Source organism: Acidipropionibacterium jensenii (assembly GCF_005890135.1).
GTDB lineage: Bacteria > Actinomycetota > Actinomycetes > Propionibacteriales > Propionibacteriaceae > Acidipropionibacterium > Acidipropionibacterium jensenii.
This window is the reverse complement of record NZ_CP040635.1, coordinates 1,387,302-1,405,081: the sequence shown is the minus strand read 5'-3', so window position 1 is coordinate 1,405,081 and position 17,780 is coordinate 1,387,302. Positions and strand designations below refer to the sequence as shown.

At 65.1% G+C, this 17,780-nt stretch carries 11 protein-coding genes; 5 read left to right on the top strand and 6 right to left on the bottom strand.

Annotated features, from left to right (window positions below; all coding sequences use genetic code 11):
- Positions 1-4 precede the first annotated feature (4 nt).
- The 4 genes from FEZ32_RS06130 to FEZ32_RS06115 all read right to left on the bottom strand — a co-directional run bounded on the left by FEZ32_RS06130 (position 5) and on the right by FEZ32_RS06115 (position 4,882).
- A complete protein-coding gene (locus FEZ32_RS06130) occupies positions 5-742 on the bottom strand; it encodes an HD domain-containing protein (protein ID WP_138680216.1) in 738 nt (245 codons plus the stop codon).
- A 35-nt stretch (positions 743-777) separates the two neighbouring features.
- On the bottom strand, positions 778-1,686 hold the full coding sequence (locus FEZ32_RS06125) for a hypothetical protein (protein ID WP_138680215.1): 909 nt from the start codon (positions 1,684-1,686) through the stop codon (positions 778-780).
- Positions 1,687-1,746: 60 nt separating this feature from the next.
- Positions 1,747-3,039 carry an alpha/beta fold hydrolase gene (locus FEZ32_RS06120; RefSeq protein ID WP_138680214.1) on the bottom strand — a complete coding sequence of 431 codons (1,293 nt, stop codon included), beginning with the start codon at positions 3,037-3,039 and terminating at the stop codon, positions 1,747-1,749.
- 514 nt (positions 3,040-3,553) lie between these two features.
- Positions 3,554-4,882 (bottom strand): MFS transporter, encoded by a 1,329-nt coding sequence (locus FEZ32_RS06115; protein WP_138680213.1) that lies wholly within the window; start codon positions 4,880-4,882, stop codon positions 3,554-3,556.
- Between the two features lie 122 nt (positions 4,883-5,004).
- On the opposite strand from FEZ32_RS06115, the gene FEZ32_RS06110 reads away from it, so the two are divergent.
- The gene (locus tag FEZ32_RS06110) at positions 5,005-5,550 is read left to right on the top strand and encodes a hypothetical protein (protein WP_138680212.1); all 546 of its coding nucleotides are present in this window, start codon (positions 5,005-5,007) and stop codon (positions 5,548-5,550) included.
- A 233-nt stretch (positions 5,551-5,783) separates the two neighbouring features.
- On the opposite strand, the gene FEZ32_RS06105 is transcribed toward FEZ32_RS06110, so the two are convergent.
- The gene (locus tag FEZ32_RS06105; RefSeq protein WP_138680211.1) at positions 5,784-7,052 is read right to left on the bottom strand and encodes an IS256 family transposase; all 1,269 of its coding nucleotides are present in this window, start codon (positions 7,050-7,052) and stop codon (positions 5,784-5,786) included.
- Between the two features lie 147 nt (positions 7,053-7,199).
- Between FEZ32_RS06105 and FEZ32_RS06100 the strand changes: the two genes are divergently transcribed.
- Positions 7,200-8,540 carry an IS1380 family transposase gene (locus tag FEZ32_RS06100; RefSeq protein WP_138680210.1) on the top strand — a complete coding sequence of 447 codons (1,341 nt, stop codon included), beginning with the start codon at positions 7,200-7,202 and terminating at the stop codon, positions 8,538-8,540.
- A 324-nt stretch (positions 8,541-8,864) separates the two neighbouring features.
- On the opposite strand, the gene FEZ32_RS06095 is transcribed toward FEZ32_RS06100, so the two are convergent.
- Entirely contained in the window at positions 8,865-10,193 is a 1,329-nt protein-coding gene (locus FEZ32_RS06095; protein ID WP_138680209.1) for an ApeA N-terminal domain 1-containing protein, read from the bottom strand.
- Positions 10,194-10,593: 400 nt separating this feature from the next.
- Between FEZ32_RS06095 and FEZ32_RS06090 the strand changes: the two genes are divergently transcribed.
- From FEZ32_RS06090 to FEZ32_RS06080, 3 genes are all read left to right on the top strand, one after another.
- Complete coding sequence (locus FEZ32_RS06090) at positions 10,594-15,396, top strand: DEAD/DEAH box helicase (protein ID WP_138680208.1); 4,803 nt, start codon at positions 10,594-10,596, stop codon at positions 15,394-15,396.
- Between the two features lie 72 nt (positions 15,397-15,468).
- Positions 15,469-16,284, top strand: coding sequence for a hypothetical protein (locus FEZ32_RS06085; RefSeq protein WP_138680207.1), 816 nt, complete (start codon positions 15,469-15,471; stop codon positions 16,282-16,284).
- Between the two features lie 62 nt (positions 16,285-16,346).
- Positions 16,347-17,462, top strand: a complete 1,116-nt coding sequence (locus FEZ32_RS06080) for an IS630 family transposase (protein ID WP_138680206.1) — start codon at positions 16,347-16,349, stop codon at positions 17,460-17,462.
- The last annotated feature ends 318 nt before the right edge of the window (positions 17,463-17,780 follow it).

The window sequence follows — 17,780 nt, the reverse complement described above, 5'->3', positions numbered from 1 at the left end:
GGAGTCACCGCCCCTGGGTGAGGTCGCGGGACAGTGCCGAAGCCTGCCAGCGCGGGGCCAGCAGGCTCGACGCCGACCGGAGGATCGGGCGGGCGGCCGCGTACTTGCGTCTCAGCCGGGCCAGCCGGGCCGGGTCCCGCGGGTCTGCGGGGACCGGGTCGAGATCGCGGGTGTTGTCGAGATGGTCGCAGATCTTCACCGAGACCGCCGCCGGGGAGCCGTGGGCGCACATCTGGCGAAGATGCTCCAGATAGAGCACGTCGGGACTACCCTGCGTCGACGTCGACGACGCCGCCGAGGCCGCGCCAGATGCCACCGACGGCAGAGATCCCGCCGACGCCGATGACGACGGCAGCGGATTGGTCACCTCGGCCACGATCCGGGCGACCGTTGGCCCGAAGAGATCGGCGAGAACGGCCAGGGCCCGGTCGCGCAGGGCCGCGTCATCCACCGGCTCCACGACCCCGGCCCCGGGCCCCGCAGCCCCGTCATCAGATCCATGATCCAGTGCCGCTCCGGCCAGGACCAGCCTGCCGGGCTGGTCCTCGACGGTGTCGTGGAGCCATCCCGCGGCCAGCACCTCGGGGTCGGCGACCCCGCCGGCCACCAGCAGCTCGACCACCCGGTGGGGATGGTCGATGTAGGCGCCGGGGCCGGCCGGGGTGTCCCTGCGCTGACCGTCATGGGCCCATCGGGCCAGCACCTCGGGGGTGATCGCGTCGCGTGCGGGCAGTGGCTCCATGCGGCCATTCTCCCAGCCCGACCCGCCCGGCACCCTCAGTCGTCGACCTTCTGGCAGGCCCGCACCACCCTGGGCGCCTTGCAGACGTCGTCGGTGAGGGGTCGCAGCTCGTCGACCCGCACCCCGCAGGACACCACATGGGTGCAGGAGCGCACCACCTGGCGGGCCTGGAACGCGGTGGGTGAGAAATGCAGTCCCCCGCCGGTGTCGGCGTCCTCCCAGTCGGGGGCCGTCGGACAGGTTCCGGGGGTGTAGAAGATCTTCTGGCGGACCGCCCAGGCGGTGGTCCAGAAGGTGTCGACGGCCTTGAACACCGTGGCGATCCCGCCGTCGATCGCGACGTGGAACATCTGGCACCAGGTGGTCGGGTCCTTGAGGGTGGACAGACTCCCGTCGGCCCGGTGGACCTGCCCCTCCCGACCCGGGGTGACGGCGTCGGGGGTGACGATGCCGACGCCGCCGTCGGGAGCCATCCCGGTGACCAGGCACATCGCCTCATCACCCAGCTGCACCTGGGCCAGTCCGCCGGCCCAGACGCGGGAGTCGTCACCGGCCAGCACGCTCGCCTCACCGCTGACCCGGGCGGTCGCTGCGTCGGCGAGCTCCAGGCGGGCATGCCCCCAGGCGGTCACCGAGGCCGATCCCCTGGCCACCACATGGGCCCGACCCGAGGCGTTGACGACGCCGGATCCCAGGACGGTGGCCGACCCGTCGGCGGTGACCACCCCGTCGGGTCCGCTGATCACCGTCGACTCGTCGTGGGCCATCACCATCGCGTCGCTGATCGCCATCCGCGAGCGCCCGTGGAGATGGACGGTGACCGCGCTGAACAGCGACCCGGCCCCGCGCGGCAGCCGCAGCTCCTCCTCGGGGCCGGAGTCGACGTCCAGCACCGACTCGCCGCGGCCGAGGGCCTCGTCGAGATCCTGCTGGGTTCTGATCATGGCCTCACCCTCACTCCTCCGACTCTCCTCCGACAGCCTGGTTCCCGGCGTCCTCCCGTCTCACCGCGCGATATCGCCGCGCGCCAACGTGATGAGCCGGTCGAGGACCGCGCCTCCGGAGGCGTTGGACCCGTTGTGCTCGTACTGGCTGGTCACCCAGGGGTGCATTCCCGGGATGAGCGCGGCGGTCTCCATCGAGAACTGGAGGGGCACGTAGGCGTCGTTGAAGTAGACGGCGGCCGCGCAGGGCACCTGGGAGGCGGCCAGGGCGTCGGCGTCGTAGAGGGTGGGCCAGGGGTGATTGGCGACGATCTCGGCGGTCTCCTTCCACGGCCTCAGGGAGGAGTCCTCGTCGAACCATCCGGGCAGCAGGTGCTCGCCGGTGAGCAGGGTCGGATCCTGCTCGAAGGACTCGGGCAGAGTCCGTGCCGCAGACCAGGCGGTGGTGCACCCGTCAGCGTAGGAGGACTCATGGATCACCGCGTAGAGGGCGTTGCGGCCGCCGAAGGGCAGCATCTCGGCGAGGTCGTAGCGGAAGGCGCGAGAACTGGGCTCGCGCTCCAGCAGGTAGTGCAGCTGGCCCGCACCGCCGGAGGCCCCGAGCAGATGGCCGAGAGAGCGGACCCGGGAGGGCGAGACGAGGTCGCCGTTCGGGGTGCACACGCCGCCGTCGGCCGCCAGCTCGAGGAGCTCGCGGATCCGGTCGCGGTCGCCGGGGAACCGGGCGTAGTACTGCTCGGACTTGGTGGCCATCGTGGCGTAGGTGGTCCGGTACACCTCGTCGGCGTGGCGTCCGACCGCCGACAGCCCGCCGGTGAAGTAGCCGGCGCTCATCGACTCCGAGTGCACCGACAGGTAGCGCAGCATGGTGAACCCGCCGAAGGACTGGCCCAGCACCGCCCAGCGCTCGACGCCGAGGTGACGACGCAGGTCCTCGCAGTCCTCGACGATCTCGTCGGCCCTCAGGTGGGTGAGGTACTCGGCCTGGTCGGCCGGGGAGCCGACCGGCTCGGAGACCGGGGAGGACAGCCCGGTGCCGCGCTGGTCCAGCAGGACCAGCTGGTAGTCCTCGAGGGCGCGGGACAGCCAGCCCGGGAAGCCGGGGTCCGACAGGGTCGGGCGCGGAGACTCGCAGCCGGGGCCGCCCTGGAGGAAGAGCAGGAAGGGACGCCGGGTGCCGTCAGGGGTGGCCACCACCCGGGCAAAGACCTCGATCGTGCGCGGATCGGCCGGGTTGGAGTGGTCCAGCGGCACGAGAAGTCGGACGGCACGGGTGAGCAGTCCGGGGATGGCGCGCTCCCAGTCCTCGACGGTGGCAGGGATGCAGGGGCGTGGGGTGGCACGAGAGCTCATGGCCCCACACTATTTGCCACTCCCAGCACCACCCGGCGGGGGCCGTGGCGCGACCGTTGCGGGCCCGTGGCAGGACCGCAGCGCGCCGTCACATCGGGATCGGAGGGGCGGGCGGGAATGGAGTGCCCGGCGGGGAGGGCGGACCGGGTGGCGAGGGCGGCGCCGGGAGAGGTTCGGGCGGCCAGGGCGCCGGATGGACCGGGTCCGGCGGTGCCGGCGTGGGGGGACGCACCGGCTCGGGACGACCCGGCGGCTCGGTGGGCGGCTGCGGACCGGGCGGGGAGGGCGGATCGATCGGACCGGGAGCGGGGAAGGGCGACGGTGGTTCCACGGGATCGGGCACTACCGGGTCCGGCACCGCAGGGTCGGGTGCGAGGGGTTCGGGCGCCGGCGGGGCCGCGAACGTCGCGCCGCTGGTGGGGACTGTCTCACGATGGCTGTCATACATGGTGACCTCCGGTCTGAGTTTCAGCCACGGTACCCAGCCGGAGGCGCGCATCAAGGGGACGCCGGGTCACACCTCGGTGGGGCGATCGTCAGGGGAGACGGCGGGCCGTGAGGTGTCGCCGACAGCGATCATCGCGCACACCGTGAGGATGACGGTGGCTGCGCCGATGACGGCGAAGGGCAGCGTCCATCCGCCGAACTGGTCGTGCACGCGTCCCACCAGGATCGGCCCCAGGGAGGCGACGATGTATCCGGTGGTCTGGATGAGGGCGGTGAGACGTCGGCTTTCGTCGGGGGTGCGGCTGCGCTGGATGACGATCGTGAACAGGGCGCTGAAGAAGGCTCCCTGGGCGATCCCGCCGAGGATGCACCAGACCAGCCACAGCGAGGGGAGCGTCATCATCCCGAAGGGCAGCGCCAGCCAGCACGCGCACACGATGATCATGACGCGCCGCATGGACCATCCCATCCGGTTCAGGGCCAGCGGCACCATCAGCGGCCCGGCGACCGCGGTGATCTGGAAGACGCTGGAGGCCAGCCCGGCGCCGGACTCCCCCAGTCTGGCGACCTCGCGCAGGGCGGTGGGAAGCCAGGTGACCGTCGAGTAGTAGGCGAGATTGTGGGCCGCGAAGGCGGCGGCCATGATCCAGGCGAGCGGCCAGGCGACGATCGAGACGGACGGCTTGCGCCGGGCGTCCCTGCCGGGGCGTGCCTTGGTGCCGGGTGAGGAGACGGTGCCGGGAGGGACGGCGTCCCGATCCCGGCGACGCTGGGGCGGGAAGACCTTCCACCACACGAATCCGGCGATCACCCCGGGGACCAGGGCCCAGGCAGCGGTGGATCCCTGCCAGCCGATGAGCAGTGCCAGCGGTGCGGCGAGGGCGGTGGACAGCGTGACCGCGACGTTGACCGAGGCGGAGTACGAGCTGGTCATCAGGGCCGTGCGACTGCGGAAGCTGCGCGCGATGACCATCGGGGCGATGAGATTGCCCAGCGTCATGCCGGCTGCGATGACCGCGGTGCCGGCGAAGGCCGCCCACACCGAACCGGCGGAGCGCAGCACGGATCCGGCCATGATGACAGCCAGCGCCCAGAGCACCGAGGAGTTGAGGTCCAGACGTCGCAGGACCAGGGAGGCGATCGGCGTCAGGGCGCCGAAGCACAGCACCGGCACGGAGGTGAGGGCGCCCATCGCGCTGGAGTTCATGCCGAGGTCGGCGGCCATTCGTCCCAGCAGCGGCGGGACGGCGGTGATCGGCGACCGGAGCAAAGAGACGAAGAGCAGGAACGCGATGGTGGGCAGGGCCGCCTGCCAGGCAGCGTGGCGGAGCTGCGGATCAGGCGCCGGCTGGGTGGTGTGGCCCCCGCGGCGACCGCGAGCATCCGTGTGTGACATAACTGGTCGCAGTCTATCGACGCCGTCCGGAGGCCGTTCGGCGCACCGTTGACATTCACGGTTAACTGCTATTAACTGGATGAGACTTGCGGACTGCGCAACCAATGAACCAGGAGCAGGCCATGCGGACATACGAACTCACGTTCATCATCGACCCCATCGACGACGCCACCACCGATCACCTGGCCGCCGAGGGCATCGACTGGTCGCAGACGGGCCGCCTCCAGTTCGCCCATGTCGACGAGACCAGCGAGAGCTGCACCGACGCCGTACGGACAGCCTTGGGCAACCTTCAGTCGTTGGGCGTCACGGCGTCTCGACTTCGCCTCGACCTGGTCTCCAGCTCAGAGATCGCAGCTCGAAGCGGCGTCTCGCGACCGGCGGTCACGAAGTGGACGAAGCAGACGTCAGGAAGCCAGGCCTTCCCCATCGAGTTCGACTGGTCGACAACCGGACCCATATGGGTGTGGGCCGACGTGAACGACTGGCTGAAGGCCACAGGAAAAACCGGCTACGACGAGGTGTGCTCCCCCAGCCTGGCGGAGGTCGAGCATTCGAATCAGTGGATCACAGCCCGCACACGATGCGAGCCATCAGAGTCCGAAACCTGCAAACAAGCCTCCATCAGTTGCTCCATGATCTCATCCGATGATGGAACAACATGCTGATGCACCAGCCATCGAGGGCTTGAGCACGCCTACGCCTAGCCTCGGCGTTTCATCGGTGAGTGCCGGAGGTGTGGTCGCCGGGTAGGCGAAAGTGCTCCTGACTTGGCAGGATAGGGCTTGTCTAGAGTCCGAATCCGTCAAGGTCGAGGAGCACTCCCAAGGTGAAGGCTACCGGGTCGTATCCGGGTGTTCATGTCGATGCCGGTCAAGTCTCATGAGGTGGTGTTCTTTGATCAGGCGGTCAGGGGCAGAGCGTGAGGCTGGGGCTCATCGGTGTTGTTGAGGGCGTCGACGAGGCGGCGCATGGAGGTCTCGGAGAGGTAGCGGCGTTCCCCGTACTGCCATTCCTCGTGCTGCTCCTGGAGCACGGCTCCTACCAGCCGGGTGACCGATTCACGGTCGGGGAAGATCTGGACCACGTCGGAGCGGCGTTTGATCTCCCGGTTGAGCCGTTCGATCGGATTGTTGGACCAGATCTTGACCCAGTGCTCGGGCGGGAACCCGGTGAACGCGGTCAGGTCGGGCTCCGCGGCATCCATCATCTTTGCGATCTCGGGGAACGGGCCGGCCAACGATTCGGCGACTTGGCGGTACTGGGCCTTCAGCGCGTGCGGGGTGGTCTGGGCGAAGACCGCCGAGATCAGGGCGTTGACCGGCTTGGCCGCTCTACTGCCGAGCTTCTGGGTCACATTGCGGGCGAAGTGCACTCGGCATCGTTGCCAGCCGGCGCCGGGCAGGATGGCCTTGACCGCATTACGGATGCCGCCGTGGGCATCCGAGGTGACCAGCACGACACCGAGGGGATCGGTCTCGGTGGAAACCTTGAGACCCCGGTCGCGCAGGCTGCGCAAGAACTGTGTCCAGAAGTCGGTGGACTCGGTGTCCCCCACGCTCATGCCCAGGATCTCGCGGCGTCCCTGCCCCGAGACCCCGGTGGCCACCACCACGGCCTGAGAGACCACGCGGCCGTGCAGGCGCACGTCGAGGAAGGTGGCATCCAGGTACAGGTAGGGGAACCAGGTGTGGTCCAGTGGGCGAGTGAGGAACTCGGTGACGGTCTGATCGATGTCGGCACACACTCGGGAGACTGTGGCCTTCGAGATCCCCGACTCGTTGCCCAGGGCGTGCATCAACTGGTCGACCTTGCGGGTGGAGACCCCGTCGACCCAGGCTTGGGCGACCACGGCGTAAAGGGCCTTGTCGACCCGGCGGCGGGGGTGGAGCAGGGCCGGGAAGAACGATCCCTGACGCAGTTTGGGGATCTCCAGGTTCACCTCGCCGGCCGGGGTCTCCAGGGTCTTGGATCGGGACCCGTTACGCCTGGTCGTTCGGGCGGAGCTGCGTTCGTAGCGACCGGCACCGATCTTGGCGGTGGCCTCGGCGTCGATCAGGTCCTGCAGGCCGGCCTGCAACAGGCGACGGAAGACTTGGTCGTGGGCCATGTCAGGATCGTCGAGGAGTTCCGTGAGCAGGGTTGACAGGGCAGACTGGTTCTGGGTCATCGCGGTGGCTTCTTTCTAGATTCTTGGTCGTTGATAGAGACGGGTACCGCGGTGACCCCTCAACGTCTCAGACCCGCTGGTCGAGCGCCCCAGCGATCACCACAGATTTGACACCACCATAAGAGACGCGATCTCGATGCCGCGCCCGTGGCCGCAGCGGGTCAGGCCGGTGGGGTGCTGCTGGTCGAGACGATCCGCGCCTCCGGGTTGGACCGGGAACTGAGCAGGGCCCTGGCCCGGTGGGCCACACCGTTGACCGTCCATGACCCGGGCAAGATCCTGTGCGATCTGGCCCTGTCCCTGGCTGTGGGCGGTGACTGTCTGTCCGACCTGGCCGAGTTGCGTGCCGAGCCCGGGGTCTATGGCCCGGTGGCCTCCGATCCCACGGTCTCACGGCTGATCGGGCTGCTGGGCGCCGATGCCGATGCCGCGGAGAAGGCCATCTCGAGAGCCCGGAAGACGGCCCGGGCCCGGGTGTGGGCTCTGGGCGGTGATCACGCGCCGGATGCGGGGATCAGCCCGGCGGATCCGTTGGTCATCGATGTGGATGCGACCCTGGTGACCGCCCACAGCGAGAAGGAGCAGGCCGCGCCCACGTTCAAGAAGGGGTACGGCCATCATCCGTTGTGCGCGTTCATCGACCACGGCGCCCAGGGATCCGGGGAGTGTGCGGTGATCATGCTGCGCCCCGGGAATGCCGGATCGAATACGGCCGCCGACCACACCACAGTGATCCGGGCGGCCCTGGACCAGGCCGGAGTGGGCGGGCGGCCCGGCAGGCGGGTCCTGATCCGCATCGACGGCGCCGGATCGACCCACCAGACTCTCGCCGAACTGGTCCGCCGGCGGGTCTCCTACTCAGTCGGGTTCACCCTGCCCGCCGAGACTCCCGAGCTGTACGCCATGATCCCCGAGTCGGTGTGGACACCGGCCTACAACAGCAACGGCGAGGTCCGTGACGGCGCTGATGTGGCCGAGTTCACCGGGCTGCTGGACCTGGACGGATGGCCGGCCGGGATGCGGGTCATCGTGCGGCGGGAACGACCTCATCCCGGCGCCCAGTTGCGCTTCGATGATGTGGACGGATACCGGTTGACCGCCTTCGCCACGAACACGAAGACAGGTCAGTTGGCCGATCTGGAGGTTCGGCATCGCCGCCGGGCCCGCTGCGAGGACCGGATTCGCAATGCGAAGGACACCGGGCTGGTCAACCTCCCGCTCCACGGGTTCGGGGCCAACCGGATCTGGTGCCAGATCGTCGCCCTGGCCTGTGATCTGCTCGCCTGGATGGGACTCCTGGCCCACCCCCAGGCCCAGGCCCGGCGGTGGGAGCCCAAGAAGCTGCGCCATCGCCTGTTCGCCATCCCCGCCACCCTCGCCCGGAGCGGCCGGCGCGTCATCCTGCACGTCTCGGATCGCCAACCATGGGTCGACACCGTGGTCGCCGCAGTCGGCGTGCTGCGGGGCCTGCCCGCCCCCGCGGGATAGCCCCCGGTATGCACCTTGACCGCCCACCATCTGAAAGAACCCCACGGCCCGGACAGCCCGACCCCCGCAGCGACATGCGGCGAACCGTCACACCCGCATGCCAGAATCAATGCTCAGTTCGACGACACAGCCGCCGAACCCCCACCCAGCAGCCACCCATGAAAAATCGAGGCTAGCACCGATGGAGACGGGAACTTCCAAGTACCACCGCCCCCGAGATTGAGAGAACTCTGGTGCAGCGAAGGAACTCCACCTACAACAGGACAGATCCGCCCTTTCTGGATTATCAGACCAGTTGGAGACCTGCCTTATTCTCTGCGACATTCACGAGACTCCCTTATAGGGATTCTTCTGGGGATCACAGGACAGGCGCTCTTTCATCACATCAAGTGGGATCCCAAGTTCAACGCCCACCCAGGCTCTGACGACAAGTACACACTCTCTCCAAGAATTCATGACATTGACTGGATCAGGCGCCTTGCGGTTCGCGTGCTTCAGGGAATTATAGGCACTGCAGGTCAAATCCGTCCATTCTTCACTAGAAAATGGCAGACAATCACCTAAATCCTGCACGATCCGTTCCAGCTTGCGCCTCAACGGTTCCTTTTCTGCTTTTGCGTTCGATACACCATCGCGTAACATCAGCAGGTACCCGAGCGCCTCAAGACCCGGACCCGTTTGAGCAAGAAGAGCATTGGGACTCACACTCATCAGTTGAATGCTACTGATGACGGGATCAAGGGCTCGCGCGAACTCGTCACGCAATCGAATCCACTTCATCAGACCGGCGCTGTGAAAATCACTGTATTTGAATAGATGCGGTCGATATCCCGTGGCTGCAGCCCGTACCACTTCATCTGGAACCACAACCTTCCGCCAGTTTTCCCCTCGCCGCTCTCCATTTCCGATGATGAGTGGGTCGTCACATCGAAGGGCGGACGCCTCCCGGCACGACTCCACTTCCCATCGCGAAAGCAGCAAGAGATCACGCATGGCACGATGAAAGCCCATGTGCACATCCCATGCCAATGGCTCCTGACTACGAGTCACACAGCGCGAGTAGTCAGCGAGTACCGTTAAATCCCCGTCCTCCTTAGCCTCGATGGAACGTCCAAAACTCAGCGAGATCCGAACTCCGCCAAGTTCACCAATCTCGATATCCGGCACTTCGCACGTACCAATCGTGGCTCCATTCGGCCGATCACCGTCGCGAGGCAGGTACTGCCATGACGATTTCCCCAGCCATGCCCTCAGACCAGAAATGTCAGTCCGAATCCCATGAGGCTTGTCGAATTCAATATTCTTGCGCGGGCCCATGATTGCAGCGGAAGCCCACAGATTTCCACTACCAGAACCGTCAATGCTGATAGTGAATCCATTCGCATAGCATCCAACAAGCATGACAGAGCCACGGGAATCCTTAAAAATAAGCTCCCGTGAAACCGGGGAATCCTCCAAGCGCGGTGTAATGGTCTCGATCTCGCTGTCGCGAAGAAACCACGATGCAAAGAGATCATCGCTACTTGACCAAGTAACCGTGGCAATAATGCCCCGGTCAGAACGTTCGAGTGCAGCGGGTATACTTGGCGTCCCTGGATTAAAGCCCTCGATCATTCCAATCCGTCGAGTTCCGATATTCAGTTCATTACCCATTGCGATTCTCCTATTCTCAGCGTGCCAGTATCGGTAAGATACGAATCCTATCCAGACCGGCTTGTTCCCATATTTCAGATTCGACCCTGCACCCCCATTCACCCCCGACTTCGGACGTCGAGAGTTCCCAAGTGCGCGGCTGTTCCCCCAGACATCAAACCCGTCTTGTGCAGCGATGAAACCGAGAAAACGCTCACTGTGGACACGACTTACATTACGACCATCTATGCTGAGTTCGCAGTGGATTACGTCAATGTTGCGCCATGGATCGAAGCTGAGTTGGTGGCCACGTAAGGCTGATGGATCTCACCACGCTCAGTCATGAGCGCGGGCGTCAGCGGCACTGGACCGATGCGGTGCCGATACGCTGTGGCCCAGTCGGGGCGGAAGGGAAACGCTGGTGGCGAAGGTCAGGACGATCCAGGATGTGATCGAGGAGTACCGCACTGAGCCGTCGGCGGTGGTGAGGGGGACCCGGTTCGAGGAGTTGATGGCTGACTACTTCTCCAAGGACGCGACTCTGGCGGCGACCTATGACGAGGTGTGGAGGTGGCCGGAGTGGCCCCACAATGAGGGCACCCATGACACGGGGATCGATCTGGTGGCGCGCGAGCGTGAGTCGGGTCGGTGGGCGGCGATCCAGTGCAAGTTCTACGACCCGCGTCATCGGTTGCAGAAGGCCGATATTGATTCGTTCTTCACGGCTTCGGGCCGTTCCTGGGACGGGGTGGTCTTCGACAACCGGATCATCATCTCGACCACGGACCGGTGGTCCCGTAACGCCGAGGAGGCGCTGCGTCATCAGAGTGTTCCGGTGCAGCGGATCGGGATGGCCGATATCGCCGAGTCGCGGGTGGACTGGATGTTCCACTCCGATGACCCGTTGGGGTTCACGGCGCGCAAGGCTGTCCGGTTCGGGATGCGTCCCCATCAGAAGGAGGCGATCGACGCCATCCAGGCCGGGTTTGCCTCCCATGATCGGGGGCAGTGGATCTCGGCGTGCGGGACGGGTAAGACGTTCACGTCGTTGAAGCTGGCCGAGCGGCGCTGCGCTGAGAACGAGGGGCATCTGAAGGTGTTGTTCCTGGCGCCGTCGATCTCGCTGGTCTCCCAGAGTCTGCGGGAGTGGCTGGCCCAGTCCCAGACCCCGATCCGTCCGCTGGTGGTGTGTTCCGACACCAAGGCCAGCCGTCAGGCCGAGGACATCACGGTCCACGACATTCCACTGCCCACCACCGATCCGGACCGGCTGGTCGCCGAGATGGCCGCCGGCGGGCGCCGGGGCCGGCAGATGACGGTGATCTTCTCGACATACCAGTCCATTGATGTGGTGGCCCGGGCGCAGAAGCAGTCGGGTGCGGCGCCCTTCGACCTGATCCTGTGCGACGAGGCCCATCGCACCACCGGGGTCACCCTGGCCGGTGACACGAGCGAGTCGGCGTTCATCAAGGTCCACGACAACGCCTATCTGCCAGCGGTCAAGCGGCTCTACATGACCGCGACCCCCCGGATTTATGGCACCGATGTGAAGAAGAAGGCCGACGATGCCGCGGCGGTGTTGACGTCGATGGATGACGAGGCGACGTTCGGGCCGGTGTTCCACCGCCTGGGCTTCGGCCAAGCTGTGGAGCGCGGCCTGCTGTCGGACTACAAGGTGATGATCCTGGCGGTGGCCAACGACGCCATCGACCCGGACATGCAGGCCTCCCTGGCCGGTGAGGGCCATGAGATCAGCCTCGACGATGCGGCGAAGATCGTGGGTTGCTGGAACGGGCTGGCCAAACGCACCACCGACCACGACTTCGGCGACCATCCGACACCGATGCAGCGGGCCGTGGCGTTCGCCGCCAACATCAAGGCCTCCAAGGCCTTCGTCGGCGCGCTGCCCCAGGTCGTCGACCAGGCCATCAGCGATGATGCCGTGTTGCAGGTCGACGCCCACCACGTCGACGGCACCATGAACGCGCTGGCCCGAGGCGAGGAGCTCGCCTGGCTCAAGGCCCCTGTCCCGGAGGGGGAGTGCCGGATTCTGTCCAATGCCCGGTGCCTGGCCGAGGGTGTGGACGTGCCGGCCCTGGATGCCGTGTTGTTCCTGTCGCCGCGCAACTCGCTGGTCGACGTCGTCCAGTCGGTGGGGCGGGTGATGCGCAAAGCACCGGGCAAGGACTACGGCTACGTCATCCTGCCAGTGGCGATCGACGCCAGTGAAGAACCGGAGGTTGCTCTGCGGGACAACAAACGCTTCCGGGTCGTCTGGGATGTCCTGAACGCCTTGCGGGCCCATGATGACCGGTTCGAGGCGATGATCAACACCATCGACCTGGACCACAGCACCGGCGGCAGGGTCTCCATCGACGTGTTCACCTCCCACGACGACCGGCACGACGATGACACCCGGTCCGGGGCCGACGGGCAGACGCCGGTGAACCCGTATGCGGGATCCCAGTCGCTGCTGGTGGGTTCGGACCTGTGGCGCAACTCGATTCTGGGCCGCATCGTCAAGAAGTGCGGCCAGCGGGAGTACTGGGAGTCGTGGGCCGGCGATGTGGTGGACATTCACGCCACCCAGGTCCGCCGCATCACGGGCATCATCGCCGCCGCCCGCCGGGACGGTGCGCCGGTCGCCGGCCAGTTCGACGTGTTCCTGGACGGGCTGCGCGACAATCTCAACGACTCGATCGATGCCGCTCAGGCTGTCGACATGATCTCCCAGCACCTGATCACCCGGCCCGTCTTCGACGCCCTGTTCCCCGCCGGCTCGTTCGCCGAGCGCAATCCGGTCTCGATCACGATGGGACGGATGGCCGCCGCCCTGGCCGGTTACGGATTGAGCGCCGAGACCGCGCAGCTGGACCGGTTCTACGACTCGGTGCGACGTCGTGCCGCCCAGATCCGCACGCCGGAGGGCCGCCAGAGTGTCATCCATCAGCTCTACGAGCAGTTCTTCCGCAAGGCCTTCCCCGCCCAGGCATCCTCCCTGGGGGTGGTCTACACCCCGGTGCCGATCGTCGACTTCATCCTGCGGGCCGCCGACCAGGTGTGCCGTGACCAGTTCGGCTACGGCATCACCGATGCCGGTGTCCACGTCCAGGACCCGTTCACCGGGACCGGCACGTTCATCGTGCGGCTGTTGCAGTCGGGCATCATCGCCCCGGCGGACCTGGCGCGCAAGTACACCGGCGAACTGTGGGCCAATGAGTACATGCTGCTGGCCTACTACATCGCCGCAGTCAACATTGAGACCACCTACCAGGCCCTGGTCGGCGAGCAGCAGCCGGACCACCCGGTGGACTATGTGCCGTTCCCTGGGGCCACCCTGACCGACACGTTCCAGATCACCGAGGACGGTGACCGGTCCGACACGAGTCTCATCCCGGTCAACAACCAGCGGATCGAGGCGCAGTTGGCGGCCCCGATCAAGGTCATCATCGGGAACCCGCCCTACAGTGCCGGGCAGACCTCGGCCAACGACAACAACGCCAACCTGTCGTATCCGACCCTCGACGGGCGGATCGCCGCGACGTATGCGGCCCAGTCCACCGCGACGAACAAGAACAATCTGTACGACTCCTACATCCGGGCGTTCCGGTGGGCCACCGACCGCCTCGGCGACCAAGGGGTGGTCGCGTTCGTGACCAACAACGGCTGGCTGGATGGCAACACCGCCGACGGGATCCGCACAACCTTCCAGACAGAGTTCTCCGACATCTGGGTCTACAACCTGCGAGGAAACCAGCGCACCGCCGGCGAACGCTCACGCCAGGAGGGTGGCAAGGTTTTCGGCCCGGGCTCTCGGACCGGTGTGGCAGTCCTTGTGGCTGCCAAGAACCCCCACCAGACCGGCTGCCAGATCCACTACCACGGGGTGCCGGACTACCAGTCCCGAGAGGACAAACTAGACGACATCACCGACGCCACCCTCGACACCACCACCTGGACCACCATCACACCCAACGACGACGGCGACTGGCTCAACCAGCGCAACCCCACCTTCCAGACCTTCACGCCGATCGCCGATGAACCACTAGCCATATTCGCCAGCCACTCAGCCGGAGTGCAGACCAACCGTGATGCGTGGTGCTACAACTTCAGTCGCAAGGCCGTCGAGGCGAACATGTCCCGCATGATCGACTACTACAACCAACAGGCCTCAAACTCCGCAAGTGAAGAGCAGAACCTCGATCGCGATCCCACCAAGATCAGCTGGTCATCCAGTCTCGTTCCCCGTGCGCTCCGCGGAGAATTGAGAGAGTTCCGCAAAGACTCAATACGAACGAGCATCTACAGACCGTTCACAAAGCAAGCAGCCTACTTTGACCCCGTCTTCAATCATCGACCCGGCAAGAACGCTGCGTACTTCCCCACTCCCGCACACGACAACATCGGCTTCTATATCGTCGGCCCAGGATCAGACAAGCCGTTTGCGTTGATCGCCACGAGCTGCCTTCCAGATCTGGCCATGTGGGGCTCAAGTAACGGCCAGTTCTTCCCTCGCTGGACCTATGAGCGGGCCGAATCGGGAGACCAGAGTGCTCTGCCTGCGTCAGACGAGGCTGTCGACAAGTACGGGTACCGGCGGGTCGACAACATCACCGACCAGGCCCTGAAGGCCTACCGGGATGCGTTCGGGCTCCAGGTGTCCAAGGACGACATCTTCTTCTACGTCTACGCCGTCCTCCACTCCCAGCAATACCGGGCCACATTCGCCGCAGACCTGAAACGCATGCTGCCCCGGATTCCGCTGGCGAGCTCCCGACACGACTTCGACGCATTCGTAGAGGCCGGCCGAAAACTGGCCGACCTCCACATCGGCTACGAGACCGTCGAGCCCTACCCGCTGACAGAACACCTCAGCGACACCACCACCGGCCCCGAGCTCTACCGGGTCCAGAAGATGCGCTGGAAGGACAAGACCACCAAGAAGTCCCTCATCTACAACCAGCACCTCACCCTCGACGACATCCCCGCCGCCACCAATGAGTACATGCTCGGCTCACGATCTGCACTGGAGTGGATCATCGACCGCTACCAGGTCAAGACCGACAAGGCATCCGGCATCATCAACGACCCCAACCAGTGGGCCACTGAACACCACGACCCCCGCTACGTAATCGACCTCATCAAACGCATCACCCGTGTCTCCGTCGACACAGTGGTCATTGCGGAGAGGTTGGCGGAACTGCCTTTGGAGGGCGGCCGATGAGCTCAAGATCGGCACTAAACCTCCTGCACCTGGACCAGTTTAGAAGGTCATGGGAGAACCTCGAAAACTCACATGAGTCAGTTTCTCACGAAAGAGAGGGAGCAGACCGCCATGTTTGTAGGCGCAATCCCATCAGCGATTATCGGGTCATTGGGTGCAGCTCTGGCCAGGTTGTTTAGTCCACTTGTAGGAGTTTTACGGGATAAGTATGGCCACCCTTTGATGGTAGGACCAAGAGATATTGGTTCGAAGAGTGTCTGGACGCTGGGTGTGTGCGAAAACCTCAATGAGACCGATGCGCCACGTGGTACATGTGACTCCTCTTCAATACGAGACTGGCTGATTGACAACGGTGGAGTGCCGATCGGTAACCGTAAAGATCAACTCTCGATCTATTCCAGAACGTCCCATCCAGTGTTCATTGAGTCGATAGAGGCCGAGATTCTGAATCGAAGCACCAATACGTTCTCGGTGATTGCTGCGTCTCCACCAGCAGGAGCAGTGGACGTGGTGTGGGTGGGGATTGATTTGTCTCAAGGCGCGGATAATTGTCCTGTTGAGGTGGTTGATGATGGATCTATGACATGGACAAAGCGCCCATACTTCGAACATCATATACTGACAGTCGAATCAGGTTCAGAACAACCTCTAATGGTTGTTTCGCGGACATCTGGAGACACGGTTAAGTGGCGGCTTCTCATCAAGTACAGAGTTCGGGGAAGGGTGAGGACGCTTTCCTATTCTGCCCCGAAAAATGAGCCTTTAGTAACGAGTGATGTGCGGGATTCATCGCGATATTGGTTGGCGGGTGTCGCGGGTCTGAACAAATGGCCATGGGTTCGGACAGTACCGCGGAGAGACATTTTTCCCGGCGATAATGCTGACTGAGCCGACCCCACCTCTAGTGTTATGAGTCAGAAGTTCCTGGTCGATTTTGGTAGACTCCGGCCATGCCGAGTCCCAGAACTGAGCCCGTGCACCTGAGCGACGAGGAACGCGCTGTTCTGGAAAGCTGGACACGCGGGCGAACCCTGGCGGACTGGCGGGCGCGGCGGGCCCGGATCATTCTGGAACTCGACGGTGGGGCCACGATCGGGCGGGTGGCCGAGCTGGTGGGTTGCTCGCGGACCACGGTGAGCAAGTGGCGGTCCCGCTTCGCCGCCGACCGGCTTGACGGTCTGGAGGACGCGCCCCGTCCCGGGCGGCCGCGTGCTGTCACCGACGAGGCTGTCCAGGCCCTGGTCGAGAGGACCTTGCACTCCAAGCCGGCGAACGGGGACCGGGCCTGGTCGACCCGCAGCGCCGCCCGGGCCGCCGGGATGAGCCAGTCGACGGTGGCGCGAGTCTGGAGAGCTTTCGGACTGAAACCCCAGGCGATCGACTCATGGAAACTGTCGACCGATCCCGAGTTCGTCGACAAGGTCCGAGACGTGGTCGGCCTGTACATGGACCCGCCGGCTGACGCCCTGGTGCTGGCGGTCGATGAGAAAACCCAGATCCAGGCCCTGAACCGGACCGCCCCGATCCTTCCGGTGCTGCCGACCAGCCCGGCCAAGGCCTCCCACGATGATGTGCGTCATGGCACCACGAGCCTGTTCGCCGCCCTGGACATCGCCTCGGGTTCGGTGATCGCAGAGCACCACGCCCGGCACACCGCTGCCCAGTTCATCGGTTTCCTGACCACCATCGACAAGGCCGTGCCCCAGGACTTGGACCTGCACCTGGTCCTGGACAACTACGCCACTCACAAGACCCAGAAGGTCCACACGTGGCTGCTGCGCCACCCCCGGTTCCATCTGCACTTCACCCCGACCTACTCGTCGTGGTTGAACCTGGTCGAGCGCTGGTTCGCCGAGTTGACCTGCCGGAAACTCCACGGTTCGGCACACCGGTCAGTCACCGAACTGAAAGCCGACATCCAAGCCTGGATCAACCAGTGGAACGCCGATCCCAAACCCTTCATCTGGACCAAGACCGCCGACCAAATCCTCTCCACCCTCGCGGCCTACTGCACCATCCTCAACCACACCAACGACCAACCAGAAACTTCCGACTCAGGACACTAGGTGCGTACTGCACGCTCGACTGCCCGAGGCCGTGATCACCGACCATTTCACGAACCCTCACTCATCCACGGGGCTGGCCCCCGCGGCAGAGGAGCCGCGAAGGCTGTCGGCGGCAACGCCGACGAACCCGATGAATGAGATGCCATCTCTCGATGACGCCCAATAATCGACCACCCTGGTCGAGCGCGACGAACGACGCCTCCGGTAGTCACGGACCGAAAGCCCCCATCGCCGTGCGCAGGATGTCGACAGCATCAGCCAAGGTCTCACCCTCATCGTCTGTGAAGTGTCACGGGAGGGATCGAGCAGGCCGACAGC